At 71.9% G+C, this 25,100-nt stretch carries 25 protein-coding genes; 10 read left to right on the forward strand and 15 right to left on the reverse strand.

Annotated elements, in window-relative coordinates; all coding sequences use genetic code 11:
- Window positions 1-34 precede the first annotated feature (34 nt).
- Window positions 35-901 (reverse strand): alpha/beta hydrolase, encoded by an 867-nt coding sequence (locus NE234_RS18835; protein ID WP_252781685.1) that lies wholly within the window; start codon window positions 899-901, stop codon window positions 35-37.
- Window positions 902-1,343: 442 nt separating this feature from the next.
- On the opposite strand from NE234_RS18835, the gene NE234_RS18840 reads away from it, so the two are divergent.
- Both NE234_RS18840 and NE234_RS18845 read left to right on the forward strand, forming a co-directional pair.
- Complete coding sequence (locus NE234_RS18840; protein WP_252781686.1) at window positions 1,344-1,739, forward strand: PaaI family thioesterase; 396 nt, start codon at window positions 1,344-1,346, stop codon at window positions 1,737-1,739.
- Window positions 1,740-1,785: 46 nt separating this feature from the next.
- Window positions 1,786-2,553 (forward strand): SDR family NAD(P)-dependent oxidoreductase, encoded by a 768-nt coding sequence (locus NE234_RS18845; RefSeq protein WP_252781688.1) that lies wholly within the window; start codon window positions 1,786-1,788, stop codon window positions 2,551-2,553.
- 117 nt (window positions 2,554-2,670) lie between these two features.
- On the opposite strand, the gene thyX is transcribed toward NE234_RS18845, so the two are convergent.
- Window positions 2,671-3,468 carry an FAD-dependent thymidylate synthase gene (gene thyX, locus NE234_RS18850; protein WP_252781689.1) on the reverse strand — a complete coding sequence of 266 codons (798 nt, stop codon included), beginning with the start codon at window positions 3,466-3,468 and terminating at the stop codon, window positions 2,671-2,673.
- A 119-nt stretch (window positions 3,469-3,587) separates the two neighbouring features.
- Between thyX and NE234_RS18855 the strand changes: the two genes are divergently transcribed.
- Both NE234_RS18855 and NE234_RS18860 read left to right on the forward strand, forming a co-directional pair.
- Window positions 3,588-4,091, forward strand: a complete 504-nt coding sequence (locus NE234_RS18855; protein WP_252781690.1) for a hypothetical protein — start codon at window positions 3,588-3,590, stop codon at window positions 4,089-4,091.
- Window positions 4,088-6,118: a molybdopterin-containing oxidoreductase family protein gene (locus NE234_RS18860; protein WP_252781692.1), complete on the forward strand. Its 2,031-nt coding sequence runs from the start codon at window positions 4,088-4,090 to the stop codon at window positions 6,116-6,118. Before NE234_RS18855 ends, NE234_RS18860 begins: the two co-directional genes overlap by 4 nt.
- Here NE234_RS18860 and NE234_RS18865 read toward each other — a convergent pair.
- From NE234_RS18865 to NE234_RS18880, 4 genes are all read right to left on the reverse strand, one after another.
- Complete coding sequence (locus NE234_RS18865; protein WP_252781694.1) at window positions 6,109-7,233, reverse strand: amidohydrolase family protein; 1,125 nt, start codon at window positions 7,231-7,233, stop codon at window positions 6,109-6,111. The genes NE234_RS18860 and NE234_RS18865 overlap by 10 nt on opposite strands.
- 79 nt (window positions 7,234-7,312) lie before the next feature.
- Window positions 7,313-9,463, reverse strand: coding sequence for an anthranilate synthase component I (locus NE234_RS18870; protein WP_252781695.1), 2,151 nt, complete (start codon window positions 9,461-9,463; stop codon window positions 7,313-7,315).
- Between the two features lie 203 nt (window positions 9,464-9,666).
- The gene (locus NE234_RS18875) at window positions 9,667-10,167 is read right to left on the reverse strand and encodes a nitroreductase family deazaflavin-dependent oxidoreductase (protein ID WP_252781697.1); all 501 of its coding nucleotides are present in this window, start codon (window positions 10,165-10,167) and stop codon (window positions 9,667-9,669) included.
- Window positions 10,154-10,762: a TetR/AcrR family transcriptional regulator gene (locus NE234_RS18880; protein WP_252781698.1), complete on the reverse strand. Its 609-nt coding sequence runs from the start codon at window positions 10,760-10,762 to the stop codon at window positions 10,154-10,156. Before NE234_RS18880 ends, NE234_RS18875 begins: the two co-directional genes overlap by 14 nt.
- A gap of 281 nt (window positions 10,763-11,043) precedes the next feature.
- Between NE234_RS18880 and NE234_RS18885 the strand changes: the two genes are divergently transcribed.
- Complete coding sequence (locus NE234_RS18885; RefSeq protein ID WP_252781700.1) at window positions 11,044-11,277, forward strand: DUF3311 domain-containing protein; 234 nt, start codon at window positions 11,044-11,046, stop codon at window positions 11,275-11,277.
- Between the two features lie 3 nt (window positions 11,278-11,280).
- Window positions 11,281-12,900: a monocarboxylate uptake permease MctP gene (mctP, locus tag NE234_RS18890; protein ID WP_252781701.1), complete on the forward strand. Its 1,620-nt coding sequence runs from the start codon at window positions 11,281-11,283 to the stop codon at window positions 12,898-12,900.
- 55 nt (window positions 12,901-12,955) lie between these two features.
- Here the strand turns inward: mctP and NE234_RS18895 are convergent, their stop codons facing one another.
- The gene (locus tag NE234_RS18895; protein WP_252781702.1) at window positions 12,956-13,432 is read right to left on the reverse strand and encodes a MarR family winged helix-turn-helix transcriptional regulator; all 477 of its coding nucleotides are present in this window, start codon (window positions 13,430-13,432) and stop codon (window positions 12,956-12,958) included.
- A 205-nt stretch (window positions 13,433-13,637) separates the two neighbouring features.
- Here NE234_RS18895 and NE234_RS18900 point away from each other — a divergent pair, with 205 nt between their 5' ends.
- Window positions 13,638-15,941, forward strand: coding sequence for an ATP-binding cassette domain-containing protein (locus NE234_RS18900; RefSeq protein WP_252781704.1), 2,304 nt, complete (start codon window positions 13,638-13,640; stop codon window positions 15,939-15,941).
- A gap of 60 nt (window positions 15,942-16,001) precedes the next feature.
- Here NE234_RS18900 and NE234_RS18905 read toward each other — a convergent pair whose 3' ends face one another.
- The 8 genes from NE234_RS18905 to NE234_RS18940 all read right to left on the reverse strand — a co-directional run bounded on the left by NE234_RS18905 (window position 16,002) and on the right by NE234_RS18940 (window position 19,678).
- The gene (locus NE234_RS18905) at window positions 16,002-16,559 is read right to left on the reverse strand and encodes a hypothetical protein (RefSeq protein ID WP_252781705.1); all 558 of its coding nucleotides are present in this window, start codon (window positions 16,557-16,559) and stop codon (window positions 16,002-16,004) included.
- Window positions 16,560-16,562: 3 nt separating this feature from the next.
- A complete protein-coding gene (locus NE234_RS18910; RefSeq protein ID WP_252781706.1) occupies window positions 16,563-17,189 on the reverse strand; it encodes a DUF6286 domain-containing protein in 627 nt (208 codons plus the stop codon).
- Window positions 17,186-17,587, reverse strand: a complete 402-nt coding sequence (locus NE234_RS18915; protein ID WP_252781707.1) for an Asp23/Gls24 family envelope stress response protein — start codon at window positions 17,585-17,587, stop codon at window positions 17,186-17,188. Before NE234_RS18915 ends, NE234_RS18910 begins: the two co-directional genes overlap by 4 nt.
- Window positions 17,584-17,775, reverse strand: a complete 192-nt coding sequence (locus NE234_RS18920; RefSeq protein WP_252781709.1) for a hypothetical protein — start codon at window positions 17,773-17,775, stop codon at window positions 17,584-17,586. The genes NE234_RS18915 and NE234_RS18920 overlap by 4 nt, the downstream gene beginning before the upstream one ends.
- Window positions 17,776-17,798: 23 nt before the next feature.
- The gene (locus NE234_RS18925) at window positions 17,799-18,023 is read right to left on the reverse strand and encodes a hypothetical protein (protein WP_252781711.1); all 225 of its coding nucleotides are present in this window, start codon (window positions 18,021-18,023) and stop codon (window positions 17,799-17,801) included.
- The gene (locus tag NE234_RS18930) at window positions 18,020-18,331 is read right to left on the reverse strand and encodes a hypothetical protein (protein ID WP_252781713.1); all 312 of its coding nucleotides are present in this window, start codon (window positions 18,329-18,331) and stop codon (window positions 18,020-18,022) included. The genes NE234_RS18925 and NE234_RS18930 overlap by 4 nt, the downstream gene beginning before the upstream one ends.
- A complete protein-coding gene (locus tag NE234_RS18935; RefSeq protein WP_252781714.1) occupies window positions 18,328-18,804 on the reverse strand; it encodes an Asp23/Gls24 family envelope stress response protein in 477 nt (158 codons plus the stop codon). The genes NE234_RS18930 and NE234_RS18935 overlap by 4 nt, the downstream gene beginning before the upstream one ends.
- 145 nt (window positions 18,805-18,949) lie before the next feature.
- Entirely contained in the window at window positions 18,950-19,678 is a 729-nt protein-coding gene (locus tag NE234_RS18940) for a TetR/AcrR family transcriptional regulator (protein ID WP_308206905.1), read from the reverse strand.
- Between the two features lie 246 nt (window positions 19,679-19,924).
- On the opposite strand from NE234_RS18940, the gene NE234_RS18945 reads away from it, so the two are divergent.
- The 3 genes from NE234_RS18945 (at window position 19,925) to NE234_RS18955 (ending at window position 24,999) form a co-directional block, all read left to right on the forward strand.
- Window positions 19,925-22,750: a family 20 glycosylhydrolase gene (locus NE234_RS18945; RefSeq protein ID WP_252781716.1), complete on the forward strand. Its 2,826-nt coding sequence runs from the start codon at window positions 19,925-19,927 to the stop codon at window positions 22,748-22,750.
- Window positions 22,751-22,998: 248 nt separating this feature from the next.
- Window positions 22,999-23,979 carry an alpha/beta hydrolase gene (locus tag NE234_RS18950; protein ID WP_252781717.1) on the forward strand — a complete coding sequence of 327 codons (981 nt, stop codon included), beginning with the start codon at window positions 22,999-23,001 and terminating at the stop codon, window positions 23,977-23,979.
- A 201-nt stretch (window positions 23,980-24,180) separates the two neighbouring features.
- The gene (locus tag NE234_RS18955) at window positions 24,181-24,999 is read left to right on the forward strand and encodes an SGNH/GDSL hydrolase family protein (RefSeq protein ID WP_252781719.1); all 819 of its coding nucleotides are present in this window, start codon (window positions 24,181-24,183) and stop codon (window positions 24,997-24,999) included.
- The last annotated feature ends 101 nt before the right edge of the window (window positions 25,000-25,100 follow it).

A 25,100-nucleotide genomic window follows, 5' to 3' on the forward strand; every position in this document is an offset into this window, starting at 1 on the left:
CGGCGGAGCTGTTCCGCCGACCGCGGCGTTCGCCCTACCGGTCCTTCTCCAGCCAGGCGGACAGGCGCTCCAGGAACACGGCGCCCACCGGGAGCTGCGGATCCGGCAGGACCGCGATGTGGAACGCGTGCGGCATTCCCTCGTAGACGTCCAGCGTGACCTCGACGCCCGCCTCGGCCGCCGCCTCCGCGTAGCGCCGGGAGTCGTCCAGCAGCACCTCGTCGCCGCCGGCCACCAGGAGCATGCGCGGCAGGCCCGCCAGGGCGCCGTGGATGGGCGACTGGGGTGCCCGGTCGTTCGGCCGCCCGTTCAGGTACCGGCCGACGATGCGCTCGAGGACCTCCCGGCCGATGACGTCCCGGCCCGCCGGAGCATCGATCGACGGACTCGTCAACGTGAAGTCCGTGATCGCCGAGACCGGGACGACCGCGCCGGGGAGCGGCACGCCCTCGGCGCGCAGCGTGAGCAGCGTCTCCAGCGCGATCGTCGCGCCCGCCGACTCGCCGAACAGGACCGTCCGTCCGGCCGGTACGCCCTCGGCCAGCAGCGCGCGGTACACGGCGACCACCTCGTCGTGCGCCACCGGGAAGGGATGCGCGGGGGCCAGCGAGTAGTCCACGTCGAACACCGGGCGGCCGGTCGCCCTCGACAGGTGGTGGGCCATCAGCCTCTCGAGCTCGGGGTTGCACTGCTCGAAGCCACCGCCGTGCACGTAGAGGACGACGCCCGCCTCCTGCGGCGTGCGGTCCGAGGCGTTCGCCCAGCGGCCCGGCACGGGCAGCGCGAACGGCTCGGTCGTGTCGGTGCCCGCCGGCAGCGGCGGCGGGCCCGCGCTCAGGCCGGTCAGCGCGCTGAGCACGGTGTCGAAGGTGTCGGGGACGGTGACGCGATTGATGGTCAAGACTCTCCTTCGCTGCGTTGCCGCATGGCAAGAACGAACGACGATCGAACGGTGGAAACGGTGCGCCCGTCCGGCGAAGGGCACGCGGCGGCGGAAGGCGGCGGCCACGGAGGAGAACGGACGCGCATGAGGGGACGCGTTCGAGACCCGGCACGCGGGCAGAGGCGCGGGACGGAACGACGCGAACGGCGTCGGATGTGCTAGGCGCGATCCATGCGGTAGGCGGCCACCTGCATCATCCCCTTCGGGCTCTCGCGGTGCTCGCCCACGCGTACGCGGCCTGGCCCGTCGTCCTTCATCAGGGCTCTCGTACGTACGCGGTGCGGCACCGACGCACATTCAACGCAAAGCCCGCACCGGACGTCAAGAATCGGCCGGCGCCCCGCGCGTCGATTACCCGCGAGGTAATGGACCCGCCTACGGCCGTCGGCAGACTGTCATCATGATCTCTCCTGACGAGCTCCTGGCCGCCATGCCGTTCGCCGGCATCGCCGGAGTGGTGATCGAGTCGGCGTCCGCCGAGGAGGTCACCGGCCGGCTCCCCTGGGCGCCGGAGCGCTGCACCGCCGGCGGCGTCCTGCACGGCGGCGCGCTCATCACGCTCGCCGACAGCGTCGGCGCCGCCTGTGCCTTCCTCAACCTGCCGCCGGGGGCGAACACCACCACGGTCGAGACGAGCACGCGGTTCTTCCGCGGCGTACGGGACGGCGAGGTACGCGCGGTGGCCCGCCCCCTGCACACGGGCCGGACCACGATCGTCGTCCAGACCGACCTGTACGACACCGACGGCCGCAGAGTCGCCCAGACCACCCAGACCCAGGCCGTGCTCCACTCCTGAGAGTTCTAAGCTGGCCGGGAACTCAAGGACGATCAAGGGGACGCCTGTGGACCTCGGCCTGTCGGGAAAGACGGCGTTCATCACCGGTGGCTCGTCGGGCATCGGGTACGGGATCGCGCGCTCGCTCATCGCCGAGGGCGCCTCGGTGGCCGTCTGCGCGCGGGCCCCCGAACGCCTGGAGGAGGCCGCGGCGGAGCTCGGCGTGTACGGGACGGCCGCCGACGTCACCGATCCCGACCAACTGCGCCGGGCGATCGACGACGCCGCCGAGCGGCTGGGCGGCCTCGACCTGCTGGTGGCCAACGCCGGTGGCGCGCAGGGCGGCGACCTCCTGGACTCGACGCCCGACGACTGGGCGGCGACCTACGCGCTGAACGTCCTGCACGCCGCGCACGCGGTCCGCTGCGCCGTCCCCCACTTCGAGCGGCGCGGCGGAGGCTCCGTCGTGATCGTCTCCTCGATCACCGGCTGGAAGCCGGGCCCGAAGTCCTCCTACGCCTCCGCCAAGGCCGCCGAGATCCACCTCGCGGCGACGCTCGCCCAGGAGCTGGCGAGCCGCCGCATCCGGGTCAACGCCCTCAGCCCGGGGTCGACCTACTTCGAGGGCGGCGGCTGGGCGGAGTTCGGCGCGGCGCATCCGGAACGACTCGCGGCCTTCGCCCGGGAGGACTTCCCCGCCGGCCGGCTCGTCACGCTGGACGAGGTCGCCGACGCCGCCTGCTTCCTGCTGTCCCCGCGGGCGAGCGGGATCAACGGCGCCAACGTCCCCGTCGACGGCGCACAGGACCACCCCAGCGCCCGCCGCTTCTTCTGAGCGCGGCGGGAAGAGCCCTTTTCGCGCGTCCGGGTCGGCCTGGATGCCGGCCGGGCCGCCGCATCGCTCAGCGCGGGTCCTCCCGGCCCCACGGGGCCGGGACGACCGGGCGGGTCGTCAGACCTTGCGCCACTGGGGGACCCAGGCGCCGTCCTCGACGACATAGTCGCCGAACAACGACGGGGCCTCCTTGCGCATGAGGTCGCCCACCTTGCCGAAGACCAGACGAATCTCCTCTTCGGCGCCCGCCGCCGTACGTGCCTCGATGACGTGCCGGAGTGTCCGGACGTTCGCCGTCCATACCAGGCCGGTTCCGACGCCCTCGGGCGCGAAGCGGCGCATGAAGCTGGTCTTGTGCTTCTTCTCGGCGAACGGCACGCCCTCGTCGTCCAGGCCGAAGTGGCCCGCCATCCACCCCTGGAACTCCTCGAGCTGGTCGAGGACGGCCGTGGCCCGCTTCATCAGCTCGGCGTCCTCCCGCGCCCACTCGGGGAACCAGAACGGGATGTCCTGGAGCCGCACGTAGCGCATCGACTCCTGCGAGATCGCCACCCCGGGCCGGTGCCGTACGAGCTCATGGGTCATGACGCGGCTGACGTTGTGCAGGACGAAGGAGAAGCTGACGTGCTCCAGCACCGAGCCGTGCAGCTGGCGGAGGATGTTCTCCAGGTAGGCGGCGTGGTCGGTGCGGACCCGCGTGACGTTCGGGTTCAGGCCCGGCTCCCAGGAGCGGTAGCACAGGCGTCCGGCGAACTCCGCGAGGTTCTCCGGATCGTTCAGCTCGGCGTCGAGATCGCCGCGGTCGAGCCGCTCCAGCCAGCTCTCGCCGCCCACCTCGGCGAGGTAGCGCGCCACCTCGTCGTAGTCGAACTCAGGACGTGCGACCAGGTAGACCTCGGGTTCAACGCTCTTCATGGGGTCCAAGCCTAGGGGAGACGGGACGCTCCTCGACGGGGCCCGCCACCCGTAATGCATGTCGGGGCGAGACGGTGATGACAGGTATAACTGAATGAGCACCTGTCCGAGGAGGAACCGTGACCCAGACCACGATCACCAGGACCGGCGCCCATCGACCCCGGTCGGTCGGCTTCCTCAAGCTGCACGAGTCGGCCGGCTGGCGGCTGAAGTTCTACGGCATCGCCGCGAGCGGCGAGCGGCCCCGGCCGGAGCTGGTGAGGACGGCCGAGCTGCTCGTTCCGACCGCGCTGCCGCAGCCGGCGGCGCACAGCGGCGGCGAGGAGCCGCACGACATGGACCGGTACGGCGTCGGCTTCGTCATCGTCCACGACGCCCCGGACTACGCCTACGCCCTCTACGACTGGTGGGCCGGGGAGAGCGAGATCCACCAGCGGATATTCTCGGCCCTGCCGAACCGGCTCGGCGCCATGCGACCGCATCCGACGCCGGCCATCGGCAGCGCGAGGGAGCTGGCCGTCACCGACTTCGAGCGGCGCGCCTGGCTGCGGCACGTCCTCGCCAATGACGACGGCGCCGACATCGACGCCTACCTGGCCGAGCGTTTCGAGGGAGAGGTTTGACCAAGGTCTGGGGCGCGTGCCCGCTGGACTGCCCGGACGGCTGCTCCTGGGTGGTCGACGTCGAGGACGGCGAGGCCGTCGGCATGCGCGGCAATCCCGCGCACCCGGTGACGCGCGGGGCGCTGTGCGTCAAGGTGAACCGCTACCTGGAGCAGACCAGGGCGCCCGACCGGATCCTGCATCCGCTGCGCCGGGTGGGCCGCAAGGGCGAGGGCCGGTTCGAGCGGATCAGCTGGGAGGAAGCCCTCGACGAGATCGCCTCGCGGCTCGGCGAGGTCGTGGAGACGTACGGCGGGCAGGCGATCTGGCCGTTCCACGGCACCGGGTCCCTCGGCTACATCCAGGGGCTGGAGGGCTTCGCGGGCCGCCGGTTCTTCAACGTGCTCGGCGCGTCGGTCCACGAACCGACGATCTGCTCCATCGCCGGGAGCACCGGGCTGAAGTACACGCTCGGCACGGCCGGCGGCATGGACCCGGAGGACTTCGCCCGCTCCAAGCTGATCATCCTCTGGGGCACCAACCCGCTGACCAGCGGCCACCACGTGTGGAAGTTCATCCAGGACGCCCGGCGCGACGGCGCGTACGTCGTCGCGATCGACCCGGTGCGCACGCGCACGGCCGCGCAGGCCGACGAGCACCTGGCCCCGCTGCCGGGCACGGACGCGGCGCTGGCCCTCGGTCTGATGCACGTGATCGTACGGCTCGGCGCGCACGATCAGGATTTCATCGACCGGCACACGCTGGGGTGGGAGGAGTTCCGGGCGCGGATCGAGGAGTTCCCGCCCGACCGCGTCGCTCGGATCACCGGCCTGCCGGAGGAGCGGATCGTCGCGCTGGGCGAGCGCATCGCCCGGACCCGGCCGACCGCGATCCGCGCCACGCAGGGCATGCAGCGGCACGCGGGCGGCGGGATGGCGCTGCGCACGCTCGCCTGCCTGCCGGGCGTGACCGGCGACTGGGCGCTGCCCGGCGGCGGCCTGTGCTACTCGACCAGCGGGCACTTCAGATTGAACCTGCCGAAGCTGGTGCGCATCGATCTGCTGCCGCACCCGGTGCGCTCCCTGACGATGACGCGGCTCGGCGAGGGGCTGCTCGACGTGGACGACCCGCCGGTCAAGGCGCTGTTCGTCATCGCCGCGAACCCGGTCGGCAGCAACCCGCACCAGACGAAGGTGCGCCGGGGCCTGGCGCGCGAGGACCTGTTCACCGTGGTCCTGGAGCACTTCCTCACCGACACGACCGACTACGCCGACATCGTGCTGCCCGCGACGATGCAGACCGAGCACCTGGACGTCATCGCCGGGTACGGCCACCTGTACCTCGTGTGGAACGAACCGGCGGTCGCGCCGCCCGGGGAGTGCCTGTCGACCTCGGAGACGTTCCGGCGCCTGGGGCGCCGGATGGGCCTGACCGAGCCGAGCCTGTACGACTCCGACGAGGACCTGGCGCGGCAGCTTCTGGACTCCCCGCACCCGTCACTCGCCGGGATCACGGTCGAGACGCTGCGGAAGGAGGGGTTCGCCCGGCTGAACGTCGCGCGGCCGTTCCTGCCCTTCGCGGACGGGTTCCCGACGACGTCGGGAAAGCTGGAGTTCTACTCCGTGCGGGCGACCCGGGTCGGGCACGACCCGCTGCCCGGCTACACTCCCCCGGCCGATCCCGGCGACGGGCTGGTCCTCATCTCGGCGGCGCAGCACAACTTCCTCAACACGACGTTTGGCAACAACCCGGAGCTGCGCCGGCGCGCCGGCGCGCCGACGGTCACCGTGCACCCGGACGACGCCGCCGCGCGCGGCATCGCCGACGGGGCGCCGATCCGGGTGTCGAACTCCCGCGGCGCGTTCGACGCCGTCGCGCGCGTGTCCGATCGCGTACGGCCCGGGGTGGCGGCGACGTCGAAGGGACACTGGGCGAAATTCAACGGCGGCGCGACCGTCAACGCCACCGTCGACGAACGCGACTCCGACATGGGTCACGGCGCCGTCTTCCACGACAACCGCGTCGAGATCGAGCCGCGTCAGGCCTGATTCAGGGAGTACAGGCGGCGGGCGTTGTCGGCGCCGATCAGGCGCGCGATGCGCACGATGTCGGCCGACGACCACTCCCCCGCGCGCTCGGTGAGCACGGCGCCCAGGCTCCGCCGGAAGAAGTGGGCGCCGAGGTGGCACAGCTCCGCGAGCCCGTAGCAGTCGGTGCTGAACAGGATCTTGTGGAACGGCGCCATCTCCAGGAACTCTGCGATCACCCGCGCCGACGACGCGGCGGTGTAGGTGACCGTGAGCCCGAGGTCGGCGTGCACGTGCGGGAACACCGCGGCCAGGTAGGCGGCCTCCCGGATGTAGGGATAGCAGTGCAGGAGGACGATGGGCGCGGGCACGATCCGGATGAAGTCGGTGAGCAGCGCGGGGTTCACCCGGTGCAGGGTCAGGTCGGTGTCGCCGATGCCGGTATGGATCTGCAGTGGCAGCTCGCGGTCGCCGGCGATGTCGGCGCCGGTCCACAGCGCGTGCCGCAGCAGCACCGGGTCGGTGAGCCGCCTCGGCCCGGCGAGCCAGCGCGAGGCGGCCTGGGTGACCTCCCGGGGCGCCGGCGGGCGCGGGTCGAAGTCGAAGCCGTACCGGTAGGCGACGGCCGTCTTCAGGCCGACGGCCCGGTCCGCGCGGCGCGCGAGCTCGTCGGCGAGCTCGGCGGCGTACGCCGTCGCCGGTGGGCAGCGGCCCGCCACGTCCTCGGCGACCTCCTCGATCCGTACGACCTCGTGACCCCGTGCGTCGCCGAGGCTCCCCATCTCCGCGGGCGTCAGCATGGTCTCGTCGGCCGGGCCCGTGTCGACGCAGAAGTCGGCGATCCCGGCGGCGCGCAGCAGCCGCCGGTTCACCTCCTCGGCCCCGAGCTCCCGTCGCCGGTCGAGGTAGGCCTCGGGCTCGGCGTACGGTTCGAGGCCGAGGACGGGCGCGCACCAGCGGCGGACCGCCAGGCCGACCGGGCTGTCGAAGTGCGTGGTGCCGGCCGGCGACGGGCCGCCTTCGGTGATGAGGCTCTCGAAGGCGGCCCGGTCGAGGTCGTCGCGGCGCACGCCGTGGCAGTGCTGGTCGACGAGCGGCATCGACAGTGCCTCGTCGAGCGCGTCGCCTGCCTTCACGCCTGATCAATGCCCGTACGGGCGGCCCCTCAAGCCGGGGGCGCCGCACCTCGCGGCCCGGGCCCGTACGGGCGGTCCCTCAGGCCACGGGCCGGCGGGCCTCGCGGCACAGGCGCAGCAGGTTGGCGATGATCCGGTGCCCGGTCTCCCCGGTGGCGGTGAGGATGGACTCCGGGTGGAACTGGACCGCCCAGCGCCCGTTGGCCGGGTCCTCGATCGCCATGACGACGTCGTCGAGCATCGCGGTCGCCGTGAACCCGCCGCGGACCTGCCCCGCCTTGGCGTGCAGCGAGTGGTAGCGGGCCGCGGTGAACTCGTCCGGCAGCCCGGCGAACAGGTCTCCGCCGTCGACGACCACCCGGCCCGGCTTGCCGTGGGCGGGCTCGGGCAGCAGGGCGAGCTCACCTCCCGCGTGCTCGACCATGGCCTGCAGGCCGAGGCAGACGCCGAACACCGGGAGTTCCCTGGCGTAGACGGCGTCGAGCAGGCCGGCGGTGTCGAAGTCGGCCGGCCGTCCGGGGCCGGGCGACAGCACGACCAGGTCGGGCCGGATCTCATCCAGCATCTTGTCCGGGAATCCGAACCGGAGCGTGGTCACGTCCGCGCCCTGCTGCCGGAAGTAGTCGGCGAGCGTGTTGACGAAGGAGTCCTGGTGGTCGACGAGCAGGACGGTCATCCCCTCGCCGGCGCCTTCGCGCGCCGGCGCGCCGCCGGCGGTCTCGTCCCGGCCGGACGGGGACAGCGCCTCGAGCAGCGCCCGTGCCTTCAGGTAGGTCTCGCGCTCCTCGGCGTCGGGGTCGGAGTCGTACAGCAGGGTCGCTCCGGCGCGTACGGCGGCGACGCCGTCCCGGATCTGCGCGGTGCGCAGCGTCAGGCCGGTGTTCATGGAGCCGTCGAAGCCGATGCAGCCGACGGCGCCGCCGTACCAGCGGCGCGGCGTCTCCTCGTGGTCCTCGATGAACTGCATCGCCCAGGTCTTGGGCGCACCGGTCACGGTGACCGCCCACATGTGGGTGAGGAACGCGTCGAGCGCGTCGTAGCCCGGGCGCAGCCGGCCCTCGATGTGGTCGACGGTGTGGATCAGCCGGGAGTACATCTCGATCTGCCGCCGGCCGATCACCCTGACGCTGCCGGGGACGCAGACCCGGGACTTGTCGTTGCGGTCGACGTCGGTGCACATGGTCAGCTCGGACTCGTCCTTGGCCGAGTTGAGCAGCTCGCGGATGTTGTCGGCGTCCTCGAGTGGGTCGCCGCCGCGCCGGATCGTGCCGGAGATCGGGCAGGTCTCGACGCGGTCCCCGGTGACGCGCACGAACATCTCCGGGGACGCTCCGACGAGGTACTCGCCCTCGCCGAGGTTGAAGAAGAACTCGTACGGGGCCGGGTTCGTGACCCGGAGCCGCTCGAAGAACGCCGCCGGCTGTTCGCACGGCGCGTACATCACGTGGCCGGGCACGACCTCGAACAGGTCGCCGCGGATGAACTTCTCCTTGGCCTCGCGGACCACCTCGGCGTAGGCGCCCGGTGTCGGCTGCGGGGGCAGCTCGGCGGCGCGGGGCACGGGCGTGGGCTCGGTCCCCCGGGGCAGGCCGCGGGTGCTGACGCCGCCGATCTCGAAGTCGTACGACATTCGGGCCGAGGTCTCGCGCTTGCGGTCCACCACGATCATCTCGTCGGCGAGGTGGAGGACGAGGTCACGCTGGTCGGCCGGGCGGTCGATGTTCAGCCGGATGGGCTCGAACTGGAAGGCCAGGTCGTAGCCGAAGGCGCCGTACAGGCCGAGGTGGGGGTCCTCGCCGCGGAAGAGGTCGGTGACCGCGCGCAGCGCGGTGAAGACGGTGGGGCGGCGGCTGCGCTCCTCCTCGGTGAACACCTCGTCGGTGGAGGGGACGAACACCTCGATGCCGTCGGGGAGGTCCACGGGCTCGCCGGTGGCGGACACCGCCGCGGAGACGGCGGGCAGGAGCACGCGGCCGCGGTCGTTCAGGGCGCGGACCACGAGCCGGCGGCCGCGCGCGACGATCTCCAGGCAGGGGTCGACGTAGGCCATGTGCCACCGGCTGTACCGGCCGGGGTACTCCATGCCCGAGCTGAGCACGCCACCACGACGCGTCCCCACGGCCTCGACGAGGACGTCGAGCGCGTCGCTCTTGCGTGCCGGGTCCACCGGCGTGTCGGTGCGGGTGACGTGGACGCCCCCCGCCGTCACATACTCCGTCGTCGTCTCCACGATCGGCCCCTCGATGTCGGGCCTTCTCCGGCGGAGAGGTGACACGACCGCCGGACGAAGGCGGTCGCTGCGGTGTCAGAGAATGCGTAACCCGCGCCGCCTAGCGGCGCCACCACCACTGGGTCGACTGGGTTCGCATAGGCCGAAGGCTACCCGGTCCGGTCCGGCGGCGCCACCGGGACATGCCACGTCCCGGCGGACCCTCAGGTAAGGCTCGCGCGCGGCACGAATCGCACGAACGGGATGTGCCGCCCGACCTCGCGGTAGTCCTCCACGCTGCCGTCGACGGCGAAGCCCATGATCTGACACAGCCGCCGGGCCGCGGCCGGGTGGCGCGGCGCGTACGCGGCCATGATCCGCGCGCCCTCATCGGCGTCGAGCGGGGTGGCGGTCGCCGGGAGGGTCCGCCCGCCGACCTGGATCGTGACCTCGGGCGTGGCCATCACGTTGCGGTACCAGTCCGCGCGGGTCCCGAACCCGGACGCCGCGACGTAGCCGTGTCCGTCGTGCTCGACGACCTCGATCACGGCCTGGCGGCGACGGCCGGAGACGCGCCCGGTGTGGGTGAGCAGCATGACCCGGTGTCCCAGCAGCGGCCCGAGCCCGACGCGGTACAGGCCGATGGGAAGGCGCCACAGCCTGCGGCGCAGCCCGGTCGGCGGGGTGACGTGCTTGACGATCTCCACGATCTCAGTCCTTCCCACGGTCGTCCTCGTGGTCCAGCAGCTCCCCCACCGCGGACAGCGCCTCGCGGGCCGGAAGCTCGCAGTCGATCATGTGGTGCAGCATCAGCCCGTCGATCGCGGCCGTGATCAGGGTCGCCACTCCTGTCAGCCGGGCCGGCGGCCAGCCGGGATGCAGCTCCCCGAGACGGTCCGCGATCAGCGCGCGGGCCCGGCGAAGCTCGCCGCGGAGGACCACACCGAGGGCGGGGTCGCGCATCGCGCCCACGATCAGCTCCGCGGCCAGCCTGGCCGTCGCCTCGTCCGCCGGCGCCTGGGGCATCATCTGCCGCATCATCGCCAGCGCCGCCTGCTCGCCCGGAGCCGCCAGGAGCTCGGAGACCAATGGCTCGATGATGAGGTCCGTCGCCCGGCGGAAGACCGCCGCGTGCAGGCCGGGCAGGCCGCCGAAGTGATAGTGGATCAGACCGGGGCGGGCGCCGGCGTGTTCGGCCACGGCGCGCGTCGTGACGCCGGGCCACCCGTCCCGCTGCAGCAACGCGACCCCGGCGGCCACCAGCTGCTCACGACGGCGGCCGCCGCGCGCCGAATTTGGCCGATCGACCAACTTGGTCATATGACCAAGTTAGCACGAGGCCACCTCGGCGCCGACGTCGGCGCCACGAGACACGATCCGCGCGGACCACGGCCCCCGGCCGCGCCTCCGGGTGGCGTCGACCGGCGGCGCGGTCGGGGGCGCACGGTTCCCGCCCATGTCAGAGGCCGAAGCCGTACGCCGCCGAGACCTAACCGAGACTTAGCGCTGATGAAATTCGTGGTGAGAAATCCGATTACGGCTGCCCGGAATGCCCCCCGGACGGCCTTATCACGTAGTTGACGCACCAAGGAGGACCCCCCTTGGCCGAGACGACACCCAGGCCTCGTCGCGGCGATCGCAGCCCCTGGAACTGGCTGCTCGTCCTTCCGGTCGTCGTGCCGCTCCTGACCTTCCTCTTCAACAAGGACAAGCCACGGCTCGCCGGATTCCCCTTCTTCTACTGGGCCCAGTTCGCGTTCATCATCCTCGGCGTCGCGGCGACGACCGTCGTGTACCTGATGACGCGGCGCGACCCGGGTTCGAAGGAGGACTGAGGCATGTCGAGCCGACACCTCACCGAACTCATCGTCTTCATCGTCCTCTTCGTCCTGGTCAGCGCGCTGGGCTTCGTGGCGGCCCGCTGGCGCCGCCCGGACAGCATGCACACCCTCGACGAGTGGGGCCTGGGCGGCCGCAGCTTCGGCTCGTGGATCACCTGGTTCCTCATCGGCGGTGACCTGTACACCGCCTACACGTTCGTCGCGGTGCCCGCGCTGGTGTTCGGCGCCGGCGCGGCCGGCTTCTACGCCGTGCCGTACACGGTCGTCGTCTACCCGCTGGTCTTCCTCGTGCTGATCCGCCTGTGGTCGGTGTCGCACGTGCACGGCTTCGTCACTCCCGCCGACTTCGTCCGCGCCCGTTTCGGCTCGCCGCTGCTCGCGCTGCTGATCGCCATCACCGGGATCGTCGCGACGATGCCGTACATCGCGCTGCAACTCGTCGGCATCCAGGCGACCCTGAAGGCGATGGGCGTGACCGGCCACTGGCCGATCGTGATCGCGTTCGCGATCCTGGCGGCCTACACCTACCAGTCGGGCCTGCGGGCGCCCGCGCTGATCGCGTTCATCAAGGACGCGCTGATCTACATCGTGATCATCGTCGCGGTGCTGTACATCCCGCACAAGCTCGGCGGCTGGGGCCACATCTTCGGCGCCGCGCAGACGAAGTTCGACAAGACGCCGGCCCCGGCGGACGGCACCCTGCTGAACGCGAACAACCAGCTCAACTACGCGATGCTCGCGCTCGGCTCGGCGCTGGCGCTGTTCCTGTACCCGCACAGCGTCACCGGCGTGCTGGCCAGCAAGAACCGCAACGTCATCAAGCGGAACATGGCGGCGCTGCCGGCGTACAGCTTCGTGCTCGGCCTGATCGCGCTGCTCGGCTACATGGCCATCGCGGGTGGCATCAAGCCGCTCACCTCCGGCGGCAAGCCGGACAGCAACACGGTCGTCCCGCTGCTGTTCGACCACATGTTCCCGAGCTGGTTCGCGGGCGTGGCGTACGCGGCCGTCGGCATCGGCGCGCTCGTCCCCGCCGCGATCATGTCGATCGCCGCCGCGAACCTGTTCACCCGCAACATCTACCGGGAGTACTTCCGCCGGAACGCGAGCGAGGCCGAGGAGGCGAAGGTCAGCAAGCTGGTCTCGCTGGTCGTCAAGGTCGGCGCGGTCGCGTGCATCCTGCTGCTCGACCCGCAGTTCTCCATCGACCTGCAGCTGATCGGTGGCGTCATCATCCTGCAGACGCTCCCGGCGGTCGGCCTCGGCCTGATCACCCGCTGGTTCCACCGCGGCGGCCTCATGGCCGGCTGGGTCGCGGGCCTCGCGACGGGCCTGTGGATGCTGTACCGCATCCCGAACCCCGCCACCCACAAGACGCACTTCGGCGGCTCGGCGTACCCGCTCAGCGATCTCGGGTTCGACAGCAAGGTGACGGTCTACGTCGGCATGCTGGCGCTGCTCGTGAACCTGGTCGTCGCCATCGTTGCGACCCTCGTGCTCAAGGCGGTCAAGGCCGCGGACGGCGTCGACGCCACCCGTGCCGACGACTACTACGCCGACGAGGGCGACCCCCGGGTCGCCGCGGGCAGCCGCGAGATCGAGGCGGAGCTCGCCTGACCCAGTCGGTCTCGCGCGCAGACGGCGGCCGTCCCCGATCGGGGCGGCCGCCGTTTCACGGTGAAGGGGCCGAGGACGCGGCTCGCAGGGACGCGCCGTCGCCGCTGAGCGCCTCGATCGCCGCCGTCGCCTTCGCGCAGAGCTCCGTGAACAGCGCGCGTTCGGCCGGCGTGAGAGCGGCCGTCACGGTCCGGGCGTTCTCCCGGCGCTGGTGCGCGACACGGGCGAGGAAGGAGCGCCCCTCCGCGGTGAGGAACGTGGTCAGCTCGCGCCGGTCCGCGGCGGCCGTCTCCTGGCCGACGAGTCCGAGGTCCTTGAGGACCCGGAGGGCCTTGGAGATCGTCTGCCGGGAGACGCCGAGGGCCGTGCTGAGCGCCGAGGGCATCATCGGCCCGCGGATGCGCAGGAGTTCGAGCACGTCGTACTGCTGCCAGGTGACCCCTTCGGGGTTGGTCAGCGCCCGCCGGGCCACCAGGACGCACTGGAGATGGGACAGGGCGTTCTCCAGCTCGTCGGGCTCGCCGAGAGGCATTTCCGGTGGGGTGCCGGATGTCGTCATGGAGGACCCCCGGTTCGGATGACGAGGACGGCGGATCCGCCGGCACTGATCAATCCTAGGCGCGCGGCTCAGCGGGGGCCGATGAGGGCGGACCCCGATATAGTTTCCAATCGGAAACCATATTCCGTGCCCGACCGGTCCGGTCTCGCCGGTCCGCCGACCCCCGGGGGACGAACCCATGACGGATGATCCGAGCGCTCGTCCCGGTGACGTGATCGTCGTTGGTGGCGCCCGCCAGAACAACCTCAAGAACGTGGACCTGCGCATCCCGAAGCACCGGCTGACCGTCTTCACCGGCGTCTCCGGCTCGGGGAAGTCCTCGATGGTCTTCGGCACGATCGCCGTCGAGTCGCAGCGGCAGCTGAACGAGACGTTCCCGTGGTTCATCCGCAACCGGCTGCCACGGTACGAGCGACCGGACGCCGAGGTCATCGAGAACCTGTCCACGGCGGTCGTCATCGACCAGCGGCCCGTCGGCGGCAACGCGCGATCGACGGTCGGCACGATGACCGAGATCAACCCGATCCTCCGGGTGCTGTTCTCCCGCCACGGACGGCCCAGCGCCGGCCCCTCGCACGCGTACTCCTTCAACGACCCGCGCGGGATGTGCGAAGAGTGCGAGGGCCTGGGCACCACGGTCCGCCTCGACCTCGGCCGGCTGCTGGACGAGGACAAGAGCTTGAACGAGGGCGCGATCCGGTTCCCGGCGTTCGCGCCCGGCACGTTCCTGTGGCAGCTGTACGCCGAGTCCGGGCTGTTCGACCCTGATCTGCCGATCCGTGAGTTCAGTGACGCCGACCGGGAACTGCTGCTGTACGGCAGCGGGTTCACGGTGGACCGAAGGGGCCGCAACGGCGTCTACAAGAACGCCTACGAGGGGATCGTCCTCCGGTTCGAACGCCGCTATCTCAAGGACCGGCTGGACGGTCTCAAGGCCAAGGATCGGGCGGCGGTCGAACAGGTCGTCGTCGAGGGGGCATGCCCGGTCTGCGGCGGGTCCCGCCTGAACCGGGCGGCGCTGGACTCGCGCATCGATGGGGACAACATCGCCGACTACGCCGCCCTGGAGGTCGGTGAGCTGATCCCCCGGCTCGCCCGGATCGAGGCGCCCACCGTCAGGCCCGTCGCCGAGGCCGCCGTGGCGGCCCTGCGAGGTCTGGAGGCGGTCGGCCTCGGTTACCTCAGTCTGGACCGGGAGACCTCGACCCTGTCCGGCGGCGAGGCCCAACGGCTGAAGCTGGTACGGCACCTGCGCAGCAGCCTGGCCGACCTCACCTACATCTTCGACGAGCCCAGCGTCGGCCTGCACCCGCGCGACGTGCGCCGGATGACCGGCCTGCTGCGCGCCCTCCGCGACAAGGGCAACACCGTGCTGGTCGTCGAGCACGACCGGGCCGTCATCGAGAGCGCCGACCACGTCGTCGACATGGGGCCGGGCGCGGGAGGCGACGGCGGTCAGGTGATCTACGAAGGCACCGTCGACGGGCTGCGCCGGGCCGGGACGCCGACCGGCCGGAGCCTCCTCACCGTGCCCGGGTTGAAGGGGCGGTACCGAGTCCCCACCGGCACCCTGCCGATCCGGAACGCCGGCCTGCACAACCTGCGCGACATCACGGTCGGCGTTCCCACCGGAGTGCTGACCTGCGTGACCGGCGTGGCCGGATCCGGGAAGAGCACCCTGATCTCCAAGGTGTTCACGGCGCAGCACCCGGAGACCGTCGTGGTGGACCAGTCCGCGATCGGCGTCTCGACGCGCTCGACCCCGGCCACGTACCTCGACGTCATGGACGCCGTCCGCCGGTTGTTCGCCCGTACCTCGGGCACGGATCCCGGACTGTTCAGCTTCAACTCGACCGGCGCGTGCCCCGAATGCCAGGGCCGGGGATACATCGAGACGGACCTGGCGTTCCTGGACCCGGTGACGACCGTGTGCGAGCGCTGCGCCGGACGCAGGTACAACGACGAGGCACTGCGCCACACGGTCCGGGGCAGGACGATCGCCGACGTCCTCGCGATGACGGCCGAGGATGCGCACGGCTTCTTCGACGACGCCCGCATTCGCAGCGGGCTCTCCCTCCTCCGCGAGGTCGGACTCGGCTACCTCACCCTGGGGCAACCGCTGTCCACCCTGTCCGGCGGCGAACGGCAACGGCTCAAGCTCGCCCACCGGCTGCGGGACCGCGGCGTCGTCTACGTCTTCGACGAGCCCACCACCGGGCTGCACATGGCGGACACCCGCCGCCTGCTCCGCCTGCTCGACCGCCTGGTGGACGGCGGCAACACCGTCATCGTGATCGAGCACGACCTCGACGTCGTCAAGTACGCCGACTGGGTCATCGACCTGGGGCCGGAGGCGGGCCGGCACGGCGGGCGCGTCCTGTACGAGGGCAGGCCGGACGGCCTCCTCACCGCCGAGGGATCACATACGGGCCGGTGCCTCGCCGAGGACCTCCGCCGGGCCGGGCACTCGGTGCCCGCATGACGGCCGGCCGGCGGGGCGGGGCCGCACGGCGAGGCTCGTGGCCGGGCTTACGGGGCCCGGTCAGCGGCCGGTGCGGATGCGGACGATGGCGGGCAGGTCCGGGGCCTGAATGCTCTGGCGGAGTCGCCCGAGGGCCGGGCGGATGAGGTCCTCGACGCCGGCCGGATCGGCGTTCGGCTCCAGGGTCATGGTGAGGCGGAGACACGGGTGCGCCGGAGTCCCGGTGAACGTCGCGGTCGCACCCCGCACGTCGGGGCTGTCGAGGAGGTCGTTCCGGACGGCGTCGCCGGCCACGCGCGCGGGCAGGGCCGTGATCCCCTCCCGCGGGTCGTCCTCCAGGCGGATCGTCCGCTGGACGCCGGTGGCGGCCTGGGTGATGAGCCAGTGCAGGGCGGCCACTCCGATCACGATGGCGACCGCGGCCAGTGCGGCCCAGAACCAGACATGACCGTCGACGAAGGCACGGGCGGCCCGGTCGGTGACCGGCCTGCGGGCGGCTCCGAGGACACCGGGGTAGAGGCCGAGTCCGCGGATGAACGCCGTGAGGCCGCCGAGGAACAGGATGAGCCCGATGATCGCCAGGCCGATGCGGTTCCGGCGTGCGGTGCGGCGGAGCATGGGTCAGTCCTCCCGGTGCCGGACGGTGACGTGCACACGGGGCGGGTGCAGCGGCGCGAGTTCCCGGATCCGTCCGGTGACGGCCTGCTCCACCTGCTCGGCCAGACCCTCGGGATCGCGGAGCGGGCTCACCGCCCGGACCCGTACCCCGCCGCGCCGGACCCTGACGCGGGCGCCGGTGACGCCGTCGACGGTCCGGGCGGCCTGTGCGAGTTGCCGCCGGAGCCCCGCCGCCGTGATGCCCACGAGCGCGGCGGGGTCGTCGAAGGCCAGTGCGATGACCCGCGGGCGTCCGGGCCACAGCGCGAGCAGGAGCAGCAGCAGGCCGAGCGCCGCGATCAGGGCCGCCACGGCCAGCGCGAGCGGGTCCGCCCAGCGCGTGTCACGGCCGAGCCGCGCCAGGAACGGCACCGGCAGCACGTTCCCCTCGTGGTGGGACACCAGCGCCGTGATCACCTCGACGGCGATGAGGATGGTGGCGGCGGCCAGCGCGGCGGCCGTCACGATGGCCGGGATCGCACGGCGCGGCCGGAACGCGCGCCGACGCTCGCGGCGGGACATCTCCGCGGGCGGCCGGCCCTGGAGCGGGGCGGTCGCCTCGGCCGGACGGTCCTGCTCCGGGGCGGTCACAGCGGCCGCCCGCCGGCTCGCTCGGGCGGCGTCAGCCGGGCGACGTCGATGTCGACCTGGCGTACCCGCAGGCCGGTCAGCTCACCGACGCGGGACATGACGAGGGCGCGCAGATCCCGGGTCACCTGCCGGATCGGCGCCGGGTAGGCGACGCGGATCCGCATCCGCACCATCGCCAGCCCACCGTCGACGCGGGCCCTCACGCGCGGTGCGGCGGCCGCCGTGCCGCCTCCGAACGGGAGACCCGCGAACCTCCCGGCGGCCCCGCGGACTCCCTCGACCTCGGCCAGCGCGCGGGAGGCTATCTTCTCCACGACCCGGGCGGTGATCGTGGTGTGGCCCCGGGTCTCCGCCTCCGTCGCGGCGCCCTCGTCGGGCACCGCCGGCGCGGGGTTCACGAGTGCCTCCGGCCGCCGATCAGTTCGCGCAGGTCCAGATCGCCCATGAGCGCCCGCCCGGTCAGGAGGCCGACCACCCCGAGCACCAGCACGATCAGGAACGCGCCGACGCCGCCGAACGCACCGGCGAAGCCGAGCGCGGTTCCGAACGCCAGACCGACCACCGGCCACCAGCGCAGTTCGTCCATGCCTTTCACACCCCCCGCATTCCTCACGCCAGGTGCCGTTTCGCCCCGCACCGGCGCCTCGCCCAGCGGGCGAGTGGCCACAGCCCGCCGCGGGAGCGGAACACCGTCACGTTCCCCGTCTCCCCTGCCTCCGTTACAGCGCCGGCGCGCCAGCGTTCCAGGCCGGCGGCGAACCGTTCCGGGTCGCCGCCCACGTCCGGGTGATGGGTCCGCACCCAGAGGCTGAAGTCGTGCCGATCCGCTCTCACCCGTGCCGTCCGGGAATCTCGATGTCGTCGATGGCCACGTCGATCCGCCACTCCGGTACCACGCTCCGCGCTGCTCTCCGCACCTGGTCGGCGACCTCGGCCAGCGGCCGGTCGTAGACGGCCACGACCGCGATGCGCACCTCCCCCTCTCCCACGGCCACGCCCTGGACCGCGCGACCGGGCAGATAGGTGGCGACCGGGCCCTCGGCGAGTCGCGCAACCGACGCGCAGCCGGTCACGGCCTTCCTGATCCGGTCGGCCAGCCTCCCGGCCTCGGCGGTGTCGACGGGGTCGCCGAAGAGCGTCACTGGACCCGTGGCTCGGCCGGTTCGGCTTCTTCGTCCGGGAGGTGAACGTCGCCCACGGTGATGTTGACCTCGGTCACCTCGAGTCCGCATATCTTCTCCACGGCGCTGATGACATTGCGCCGCACGCCGTTGGCGAGGTCGGGGATGGAGACGCCGTACTCGACGATCATGTCCAGGTCGATCGCGGTCTGCCGTTCGCCCACCTCGACCATGACGCCACGGGTGATGCTCGGACCGCCGGCCCGGGGAAGACGTTCGCGGACGGCCCCCACCGCCCGCGACAGGCCCGAGCCCATCGCGTACACCCCTGGGACCTCGCGGGTCGCCATACCGGCGACCTTGGCGACGACCGCGTCCGCGATCGACGTCTTGCCGTGCTCGCCGACCAGCTCACCGCCCGTACGGGCGGTCACCGCGCCGCCTTTGGACTCGGAGACCGCCGAGGCCGTCTTCCCGCTCTCCGCCGCACTCATGTGGCCCCCCTCCCCACGCGAGACGCGCGCACAGGTCACACCGGTCTCGCGACGGCCACTGTTGGATTCGCCCCCTGTCACGGCTCGCCCTACCCATGGCAAACCTGGACAAACCGCCCGAACGGCCATGCTCCGCCCCCAGGGGTCAGCGGCGGGTGGCCTCCGGGAGGCCGTCGAGAAGGAGGGCGACGATGCCGTCGGTGACCGTCTCGCGCGGGACGTCGGGGTGGTCCAGCCACCACTCCCCCGCCGCCTGGACCATGCCCACGGTGGCGTGGCTCCAGATGTGCACCCGGACCGGGTCGGGCAGCAGCCCCTCTCGGAGCAGGATGTCGGCGATCTCGCCGCCGAGGCCGCGGATGACCGTGCCCATCGCGCTGTGCGTGGCGGTGTCCTCGGCGCTGGCCCGGTGCACGAGGAAGCGGTAGAGGTGCCGGTTGGCGGCGATGGCGGCGAGGTAGGTGTCGATCGCCGCCCGCGACCGCGTGCGGATGTCGCCGGGGCGCAGGAAGGCCGCCCGTACGTTGTCCATCAGGGCCCGCGTGTGCCGTTCGGCGAGGGCCTGGTAGAGGCCGGACTTGTCGCCGAAGTGCCGGTAAAGGATTGGTTTGCTGATGCCCGCCTCGGACGCGATCGCGGCCATCGACGCCTCCGGGCCCTCACGGAGGATGATCCGGTCCGCGGCCTCGAGCAGGGCCCGGCGGCGGCGCGGGTCACGCCCCGCCCGCCCGCTCGGCGTCGTCGCGGCCGCCCGCCCGCTCGGCGTCGCGTGCGGGTGCCGGGCGGACGCGTTCGCCCCCGCCGTCGCTTCTTCCCCGGGCGCGTCGCCGCCGCCGTGTGGTGCGCTTCCTTCGTCTCGTACGCCGTCGATCACGGTTCGAGCGTAGACCCGGGTCCGTTGACCGATCGTGGTCAGAGGGTCTGACCGCGATCTTCATGGCCGGAGAAGGTCGGGCGCATTGCGCCGCAAAAATTAAACAGGTTAGTTTCCTGTCCGTGTTAGAGCCCTGGCCGCGCGACGGTCCGTGACCGTCCCTCTCCCCCGCTGCGCCTCTTCAACGCCCAGCCATCGGGCGACGATGGCCCCTACCGGACTCCCAGGAGAGCGGCACCTTCCACGATGAGCATCCCCATCAGATCGGCAGCGCTCCGCCTGTTGGCGGCGACCGCGCTGACCTCGTCCTTCGTCTTCACGACGGCCCCCGCCCACGCGACGCCCGGCGCGTGTCACCCGCACGGGCGGGACCTGTCCGTCACCTTCCAGCCGATCGACCACACCGTCACCGACGCGCAGTACTACCTCGCCCGTCTCACACTGGCCAACGGGGGCGGCCGGTGTTCCCTCGCGGGCGGCTGGACCCTGTACTTCAACTCCGTGCGCCAGCCGGCCGCCGTCCTGTCCGGCGCGGCCGGGGACACCGCGCGTGCGCAGCTCGCCTCTCAGGGCCTGGCGGTCGCCCGGGCGGACCGGGCGCAGAGCGGTGACCTCTACGCCCTGACGCCCACGAGCGCGTTCGCGCCGCTCAAGCCGGGCGAGCGCCGCAAGATCGACATGAACTTCGAGCTCTGGGCGATTCAGAAGACCGACGCGCCCGCGGGCTGGAGCATCTCCTTCGGCGGCGGGACCGCCGAATGGGTGCCCGCCAAGGCGCTGCTGGATCCGGCCGATCCGAAGCAGACCAAGGCGTTCTCCGGCGACAACCGGCCCGTCCAGACGGCGGCGACGCGGTACGCCGACGACACCGCGCAGAAGGCGAACCTCAGCCTGCAGCAACGGCTCGTCCCGCAGCCCCTGTCGGCCACCGCCGGCCAGGGCACGGTGACCATCACCGGACGGACCGCGATCCGCCACTCGGCCGGGCTGTCCGGCGAGGCCGGCTACCTGCGGTCGGCGCTCGGCGACGTCGTCAAGGGCGGCGGCGGCCGGGGCGACGGGGGCGGGACCGTCATCCGACTGTCGGTGGACCCGAAGCTGGACGTCGACAACGACGGCAAGGCCGACGCCGAGGGCTACACGCTGCGCGCGACCGCCCACGGCGTGGACATCGTCGGCAAGGACGCAGCCGGCGTGCTGTACGGGGTGCAGACGCTGCGCCAGCTCATCCCCGTGTCCGCGTACGCGGCGGCGGCCCGCGGCGCCCGGCCGTCGCAGATCGCCGTGCCGCAGGCGACGATCAGCGACGCCCCGCTGTTCGGATACCGCGGCATGGGCATCGACGTCGCGCGGCATTTCGAGACCAGGCAGACGATCGAGAAGTTCCTCGATCTCATGTCGTACCTGAAGTTGAACCGGCTGCACTTCCACCTCACCGACGACGAGGGCTGGCGGCTGCAGATCCCCGGGCTCCCCGAGCTGACCGACTTCGGCGCGCACCGCGGCCTGGACCTCGGCCGGAACACGCAACTGCACCAGGCCATGGGCTCGGGCAACGACCTCGGCGGCGGCGACGGCGTCACGGACAAGGCCCGCGACGCCACAGAGGCCAACCTGGGGCACAGGCCCGCGTACCAGGGGTTCGAGCAGGACACGGTGAACTTCGTCGGCAAGGGCAGCGGCTACTACACGACGGCCGACTTCGTCGACATCCTGAAGTACGCGAACCGGCGGCACATCCAGGTCGTCCCGGAGTTCGACTTCCCGGCGCACGCGCGGGCCGCGGTCCAGTCGATGGAGCACCGCTACCAGCGGACCGGCGACGCGACGTACCGGCTGCTGGACCCGAAGGACACCTCGAACCACGTCAGCGTCCAGGGCTACACCGACAACCTCGCCAACCCGTGCCTGCCGAGCACCTACGCGTTCCTCGGCAAGGTCGCGACCGAGGTCAAGAAGCTGTACGCCCGGGCCGGCGCGCCGCTGAACACCTTCAACCTGGGCGGCGACGAGCCGCCGGGGCCGAACCGCTGGCAGGGGTCGCCCGCCTGCAAGAGCAACCCGGAGACCGCCGGCAAGGACGACGCCGCGCTGATGAACTACTTCTTCACGAAGTGGAACCGGATCGCGCTGACGGTCGCGCCGACGACCGCGGGGTGGGAGGACGTCGTCCGGGACGACCCGCGGACGCTGAACCTCGACCACTTCATCGCGCTGCCCTGGCAGAACGTCTGGGGCTGGGGCCGGGAGGACTGGGCATACCACTTCGCGAACACCGGCCGGCAGGTGATCCTGGCGCACGCCACGAACCTGTACATGGACCTGGCCTACAACAAGGACCCGGACGAGCCCGGCTACTACTGGGCCAACTACGTGGACGAGAAGAGCACGTTCACCTACCAGCCGTACGACGTGTACGCGAGCGCGACCGAGGACCGCTGGGGCAACCCGATCCAGCCGAGCCCGAGCTGGGAGAAGCTGACGCCCGAGGGCCGCAAGAACATCCTCGGGATGGAGGCGCAGCTGTTCGCCGAGAACGGCAAGTCGGAGGGACTGCGGGAGTACCAGGCGTTCCCCAAGCTCCTCGGCGTCGCCGAGCGGGCCTGGAACCGCCACACGCCGGACACGGCGCAGATGCCGGCGGCGTGGGACGTCTTCTCGAACACCCTCGGGCAGGTCACCTTCCCGCTGCTGTCCTTCTACAAGCCGGTCGGGCTGCCGGGCGTCGGCGTGAACTACCGCATCCCCCTGCCGGGCGGGCAGGTGCGCGACGGGACGCTCACCGCCAACGTCCGTAACCCGGGCATGGCGATCGAGTACTCCACCGACGGCGTCTCCTGGCGGCCGTACGGCGGACCGGTGAAGGCCGGACCGACCGTGCTGCTGCGCACCCGCGCCGTCGACGGGCGTACGAGCCGGATCTCGCCGGTCGGCCTGACGGTGTGGCAGACCGGCACCGCCTACCCGGCGGGTGCGCTGGTGGACCACCAGGGTGAGATCTACCGGGCGAAGCGCGCGAACACGTCGGCCGCCCCGGACACGTCCCCGTCCTCCTGGGCGCTGGTCCGGTAGAGCCGTACGGAGAGCGGCGAGGACGGTCCCGCGGGATCGGCGGGCGGCCGGGGCGAACCAACGTCCCCGGCCGCCCGTCTCACTTCCCGGCGGCCCCACCACGGCATGGTGACGATCGATGTGACCTATGCTGTGGCCCGGTGCCGCGTGGGGGCCTCTTCCAGAGCCGGCCGGCGGGGTGCGCGGCCGGCCTCGTCCGGATCCGGCTCCCGCTCACGCCGTGCCTCGTCGCCTGGAGGATCCCCCGTATGATCACACCTCGACTGCCTCGTACCCGTGGACTCAGCAGGTGCCTGGCGGCCGTCGCGGTCGTGATCGCGATCTGGGTGACGACTCTCGGCGCGGGACGCGTCAACATGTACGCCAAGCCCGGGGCCCTGCCGGCCCTGTCGGTGTCGACCCTCGCCGCCCGCTACAAGGCGAACCGCCGCGCGATGGGGGCCGCGCTGAAGACGGCGCGACGGATCCAGGACTTCGCGATGGCCCGGTCGCTGACCCGCCTCATGACGCCCGGCCGGCAGTTCCTCTTCTTCGACGCGCGCGGCACCGGCCGTGGCGTCGAGGTCCTCGGTGACCTCGCGCACGCGCGGCGGGTGGCGATCCTGGTGCCGGGCGCCGACACGACCCTGACGACCTTCGACGTCCGAGGGAGCCGGCCGTACGCCACGCCGGGCGGCGGGGCACGGGCGCTGCTCGGCCAGGCCCGCCGGATCGAACCCGGTACGGACCTCGCCGTTGTCGCCTGGCTGGGCTACAGCCCGCCGAAGGTGACGAGCCCGGGGGTCATCACGGACTTCCGCGCCGACACGGGCGCGGCCCGGCTCCGCCGGTTCGTGACCGACGTCCACCGCCTCAACCCGTCCGCCGACACGACCCTGCTCTGCCACAGCTACGGATCGGTCGTGTGCGGAGAGGCGGTCAGGGGCCTGCCCGTCAACGACGTGGCGGCGTTCGGGAGCCCGGGGATGTCGGCGTCCAGCGCGGCCGGCCTGGGCACGCGGGCCCGGGTCTGGGCGGGGCGTGGGGCGAGCGACTGGATCGGGATGGTCCCGCACGTGCGGGTGTTCGGACTGGGTTTCGGCACCGACCCGGTGTCGCCGGCGTTCGGCGCGCGGGTCTTCGCGGCCGGATCCGGAGGCCACGGTGACTACCTGCGCCCGGGGTCGGTTTCACTGCGCAATCTCGCGCTGATCGCGCTCGGCCGCGACTCCCAGGTCGCCCTCGCCTGAGATGACCGCAGGTCGACCCGCGTCTTTTAGAGGAACGCCCGAGTCGGCCGTCTCTGACAATAGTTAACAAATCTGACATCTGTTCCGTCGGATGTCAACGACTGAATCGGTCACGAAAACTGGCCGATTTCGGCTTCTCCTCAAACGGGGTTTTCGGTGCTTGAGTTAGTCGAGCCTCCGTCCCCCCATTCAGGAGAGTCGATGAAACTCCCCCGCCTCGTCGTCTCCGCAGCGTGCGCGCTGGCCGTCTCGGCCGCCACCGTGGTCGGCGCCGCCGCCTCCGCCTCGGCGTCGACGACCAATTACGTTGCGCTCGGCGACTCGTACTCGTCGGGCACCGGTGCCGGTTCCTACGACCTGGACAGCGCCTGCCAGCGCAGCAGCAACGCCTACCCCGCCAAGTGGGCCGCCGCACACTCCCCCGCCTCCTTCGCCTTCGCCGCCTGCGCCGGCGCGAAGACCGGCGACGTGCTGAACAGCCAGCTCGGCTCGCTCAGCTCGAGCACCTCGCTGGTGAGCATCACGATCGGCGGCAACGACGCCGGATTCAGCAGCGTCATGCAGACCTGCGTCCTGAGTTCGGACTCGTCCTGCGTCAGCGCGGTGAACACCGCGAAGAACTTCGCCGACACGCAGCTGCCGGGGCTGCTGAACAACGTCTACTCGTCGATCAGGTCGAAGGCCCCGAACGCGCACGTCGTCGTGCTCGACTACCCGCACCTTTACATCACCAACGACTCCGGGTGCATCGGGATGAGCCACACCAAGCACGTCGCCCTGAACAGCGCCGCCGACGAACTCGACACCGTGATCGGCAAGGCTGCGGCCAACGCCGGGTTCACCTTCGCCGACGTACGCGGCCAGTTCGCCGGGCACGAGCTGTGCTCGGGCGACAACTGGCTCAACGCGGTCACCTGGCCGATCGGCAACTCCTACCACCCGACGGCGACCGGCCACGCCAGCGGCTACCTGCCGGTCTTCAGCGGCCAGACGGCGCTCGCCGCGGCCTCGAAGAGCTGAGGTTCGCGGCCTCGGACGAGCCGAGGCCCGCAGGCTCCGGACCATGCGGCCGGGGGGCCCCCCCCCCCGCCGCTGGGGGAAGGGGCGTCTGCGGGGGGAAG

Origin of the sequence: Actinoallomurus rhizosphaericola (genome assembly GCF_024055675.1) — a bacterium.
Lineage (GTDB): Bacteria > Actinomycetota > Actinomycetes > Streptosporangiales > Streptosporangiaceae > Actinoallomurus > Actinoallomurus soli.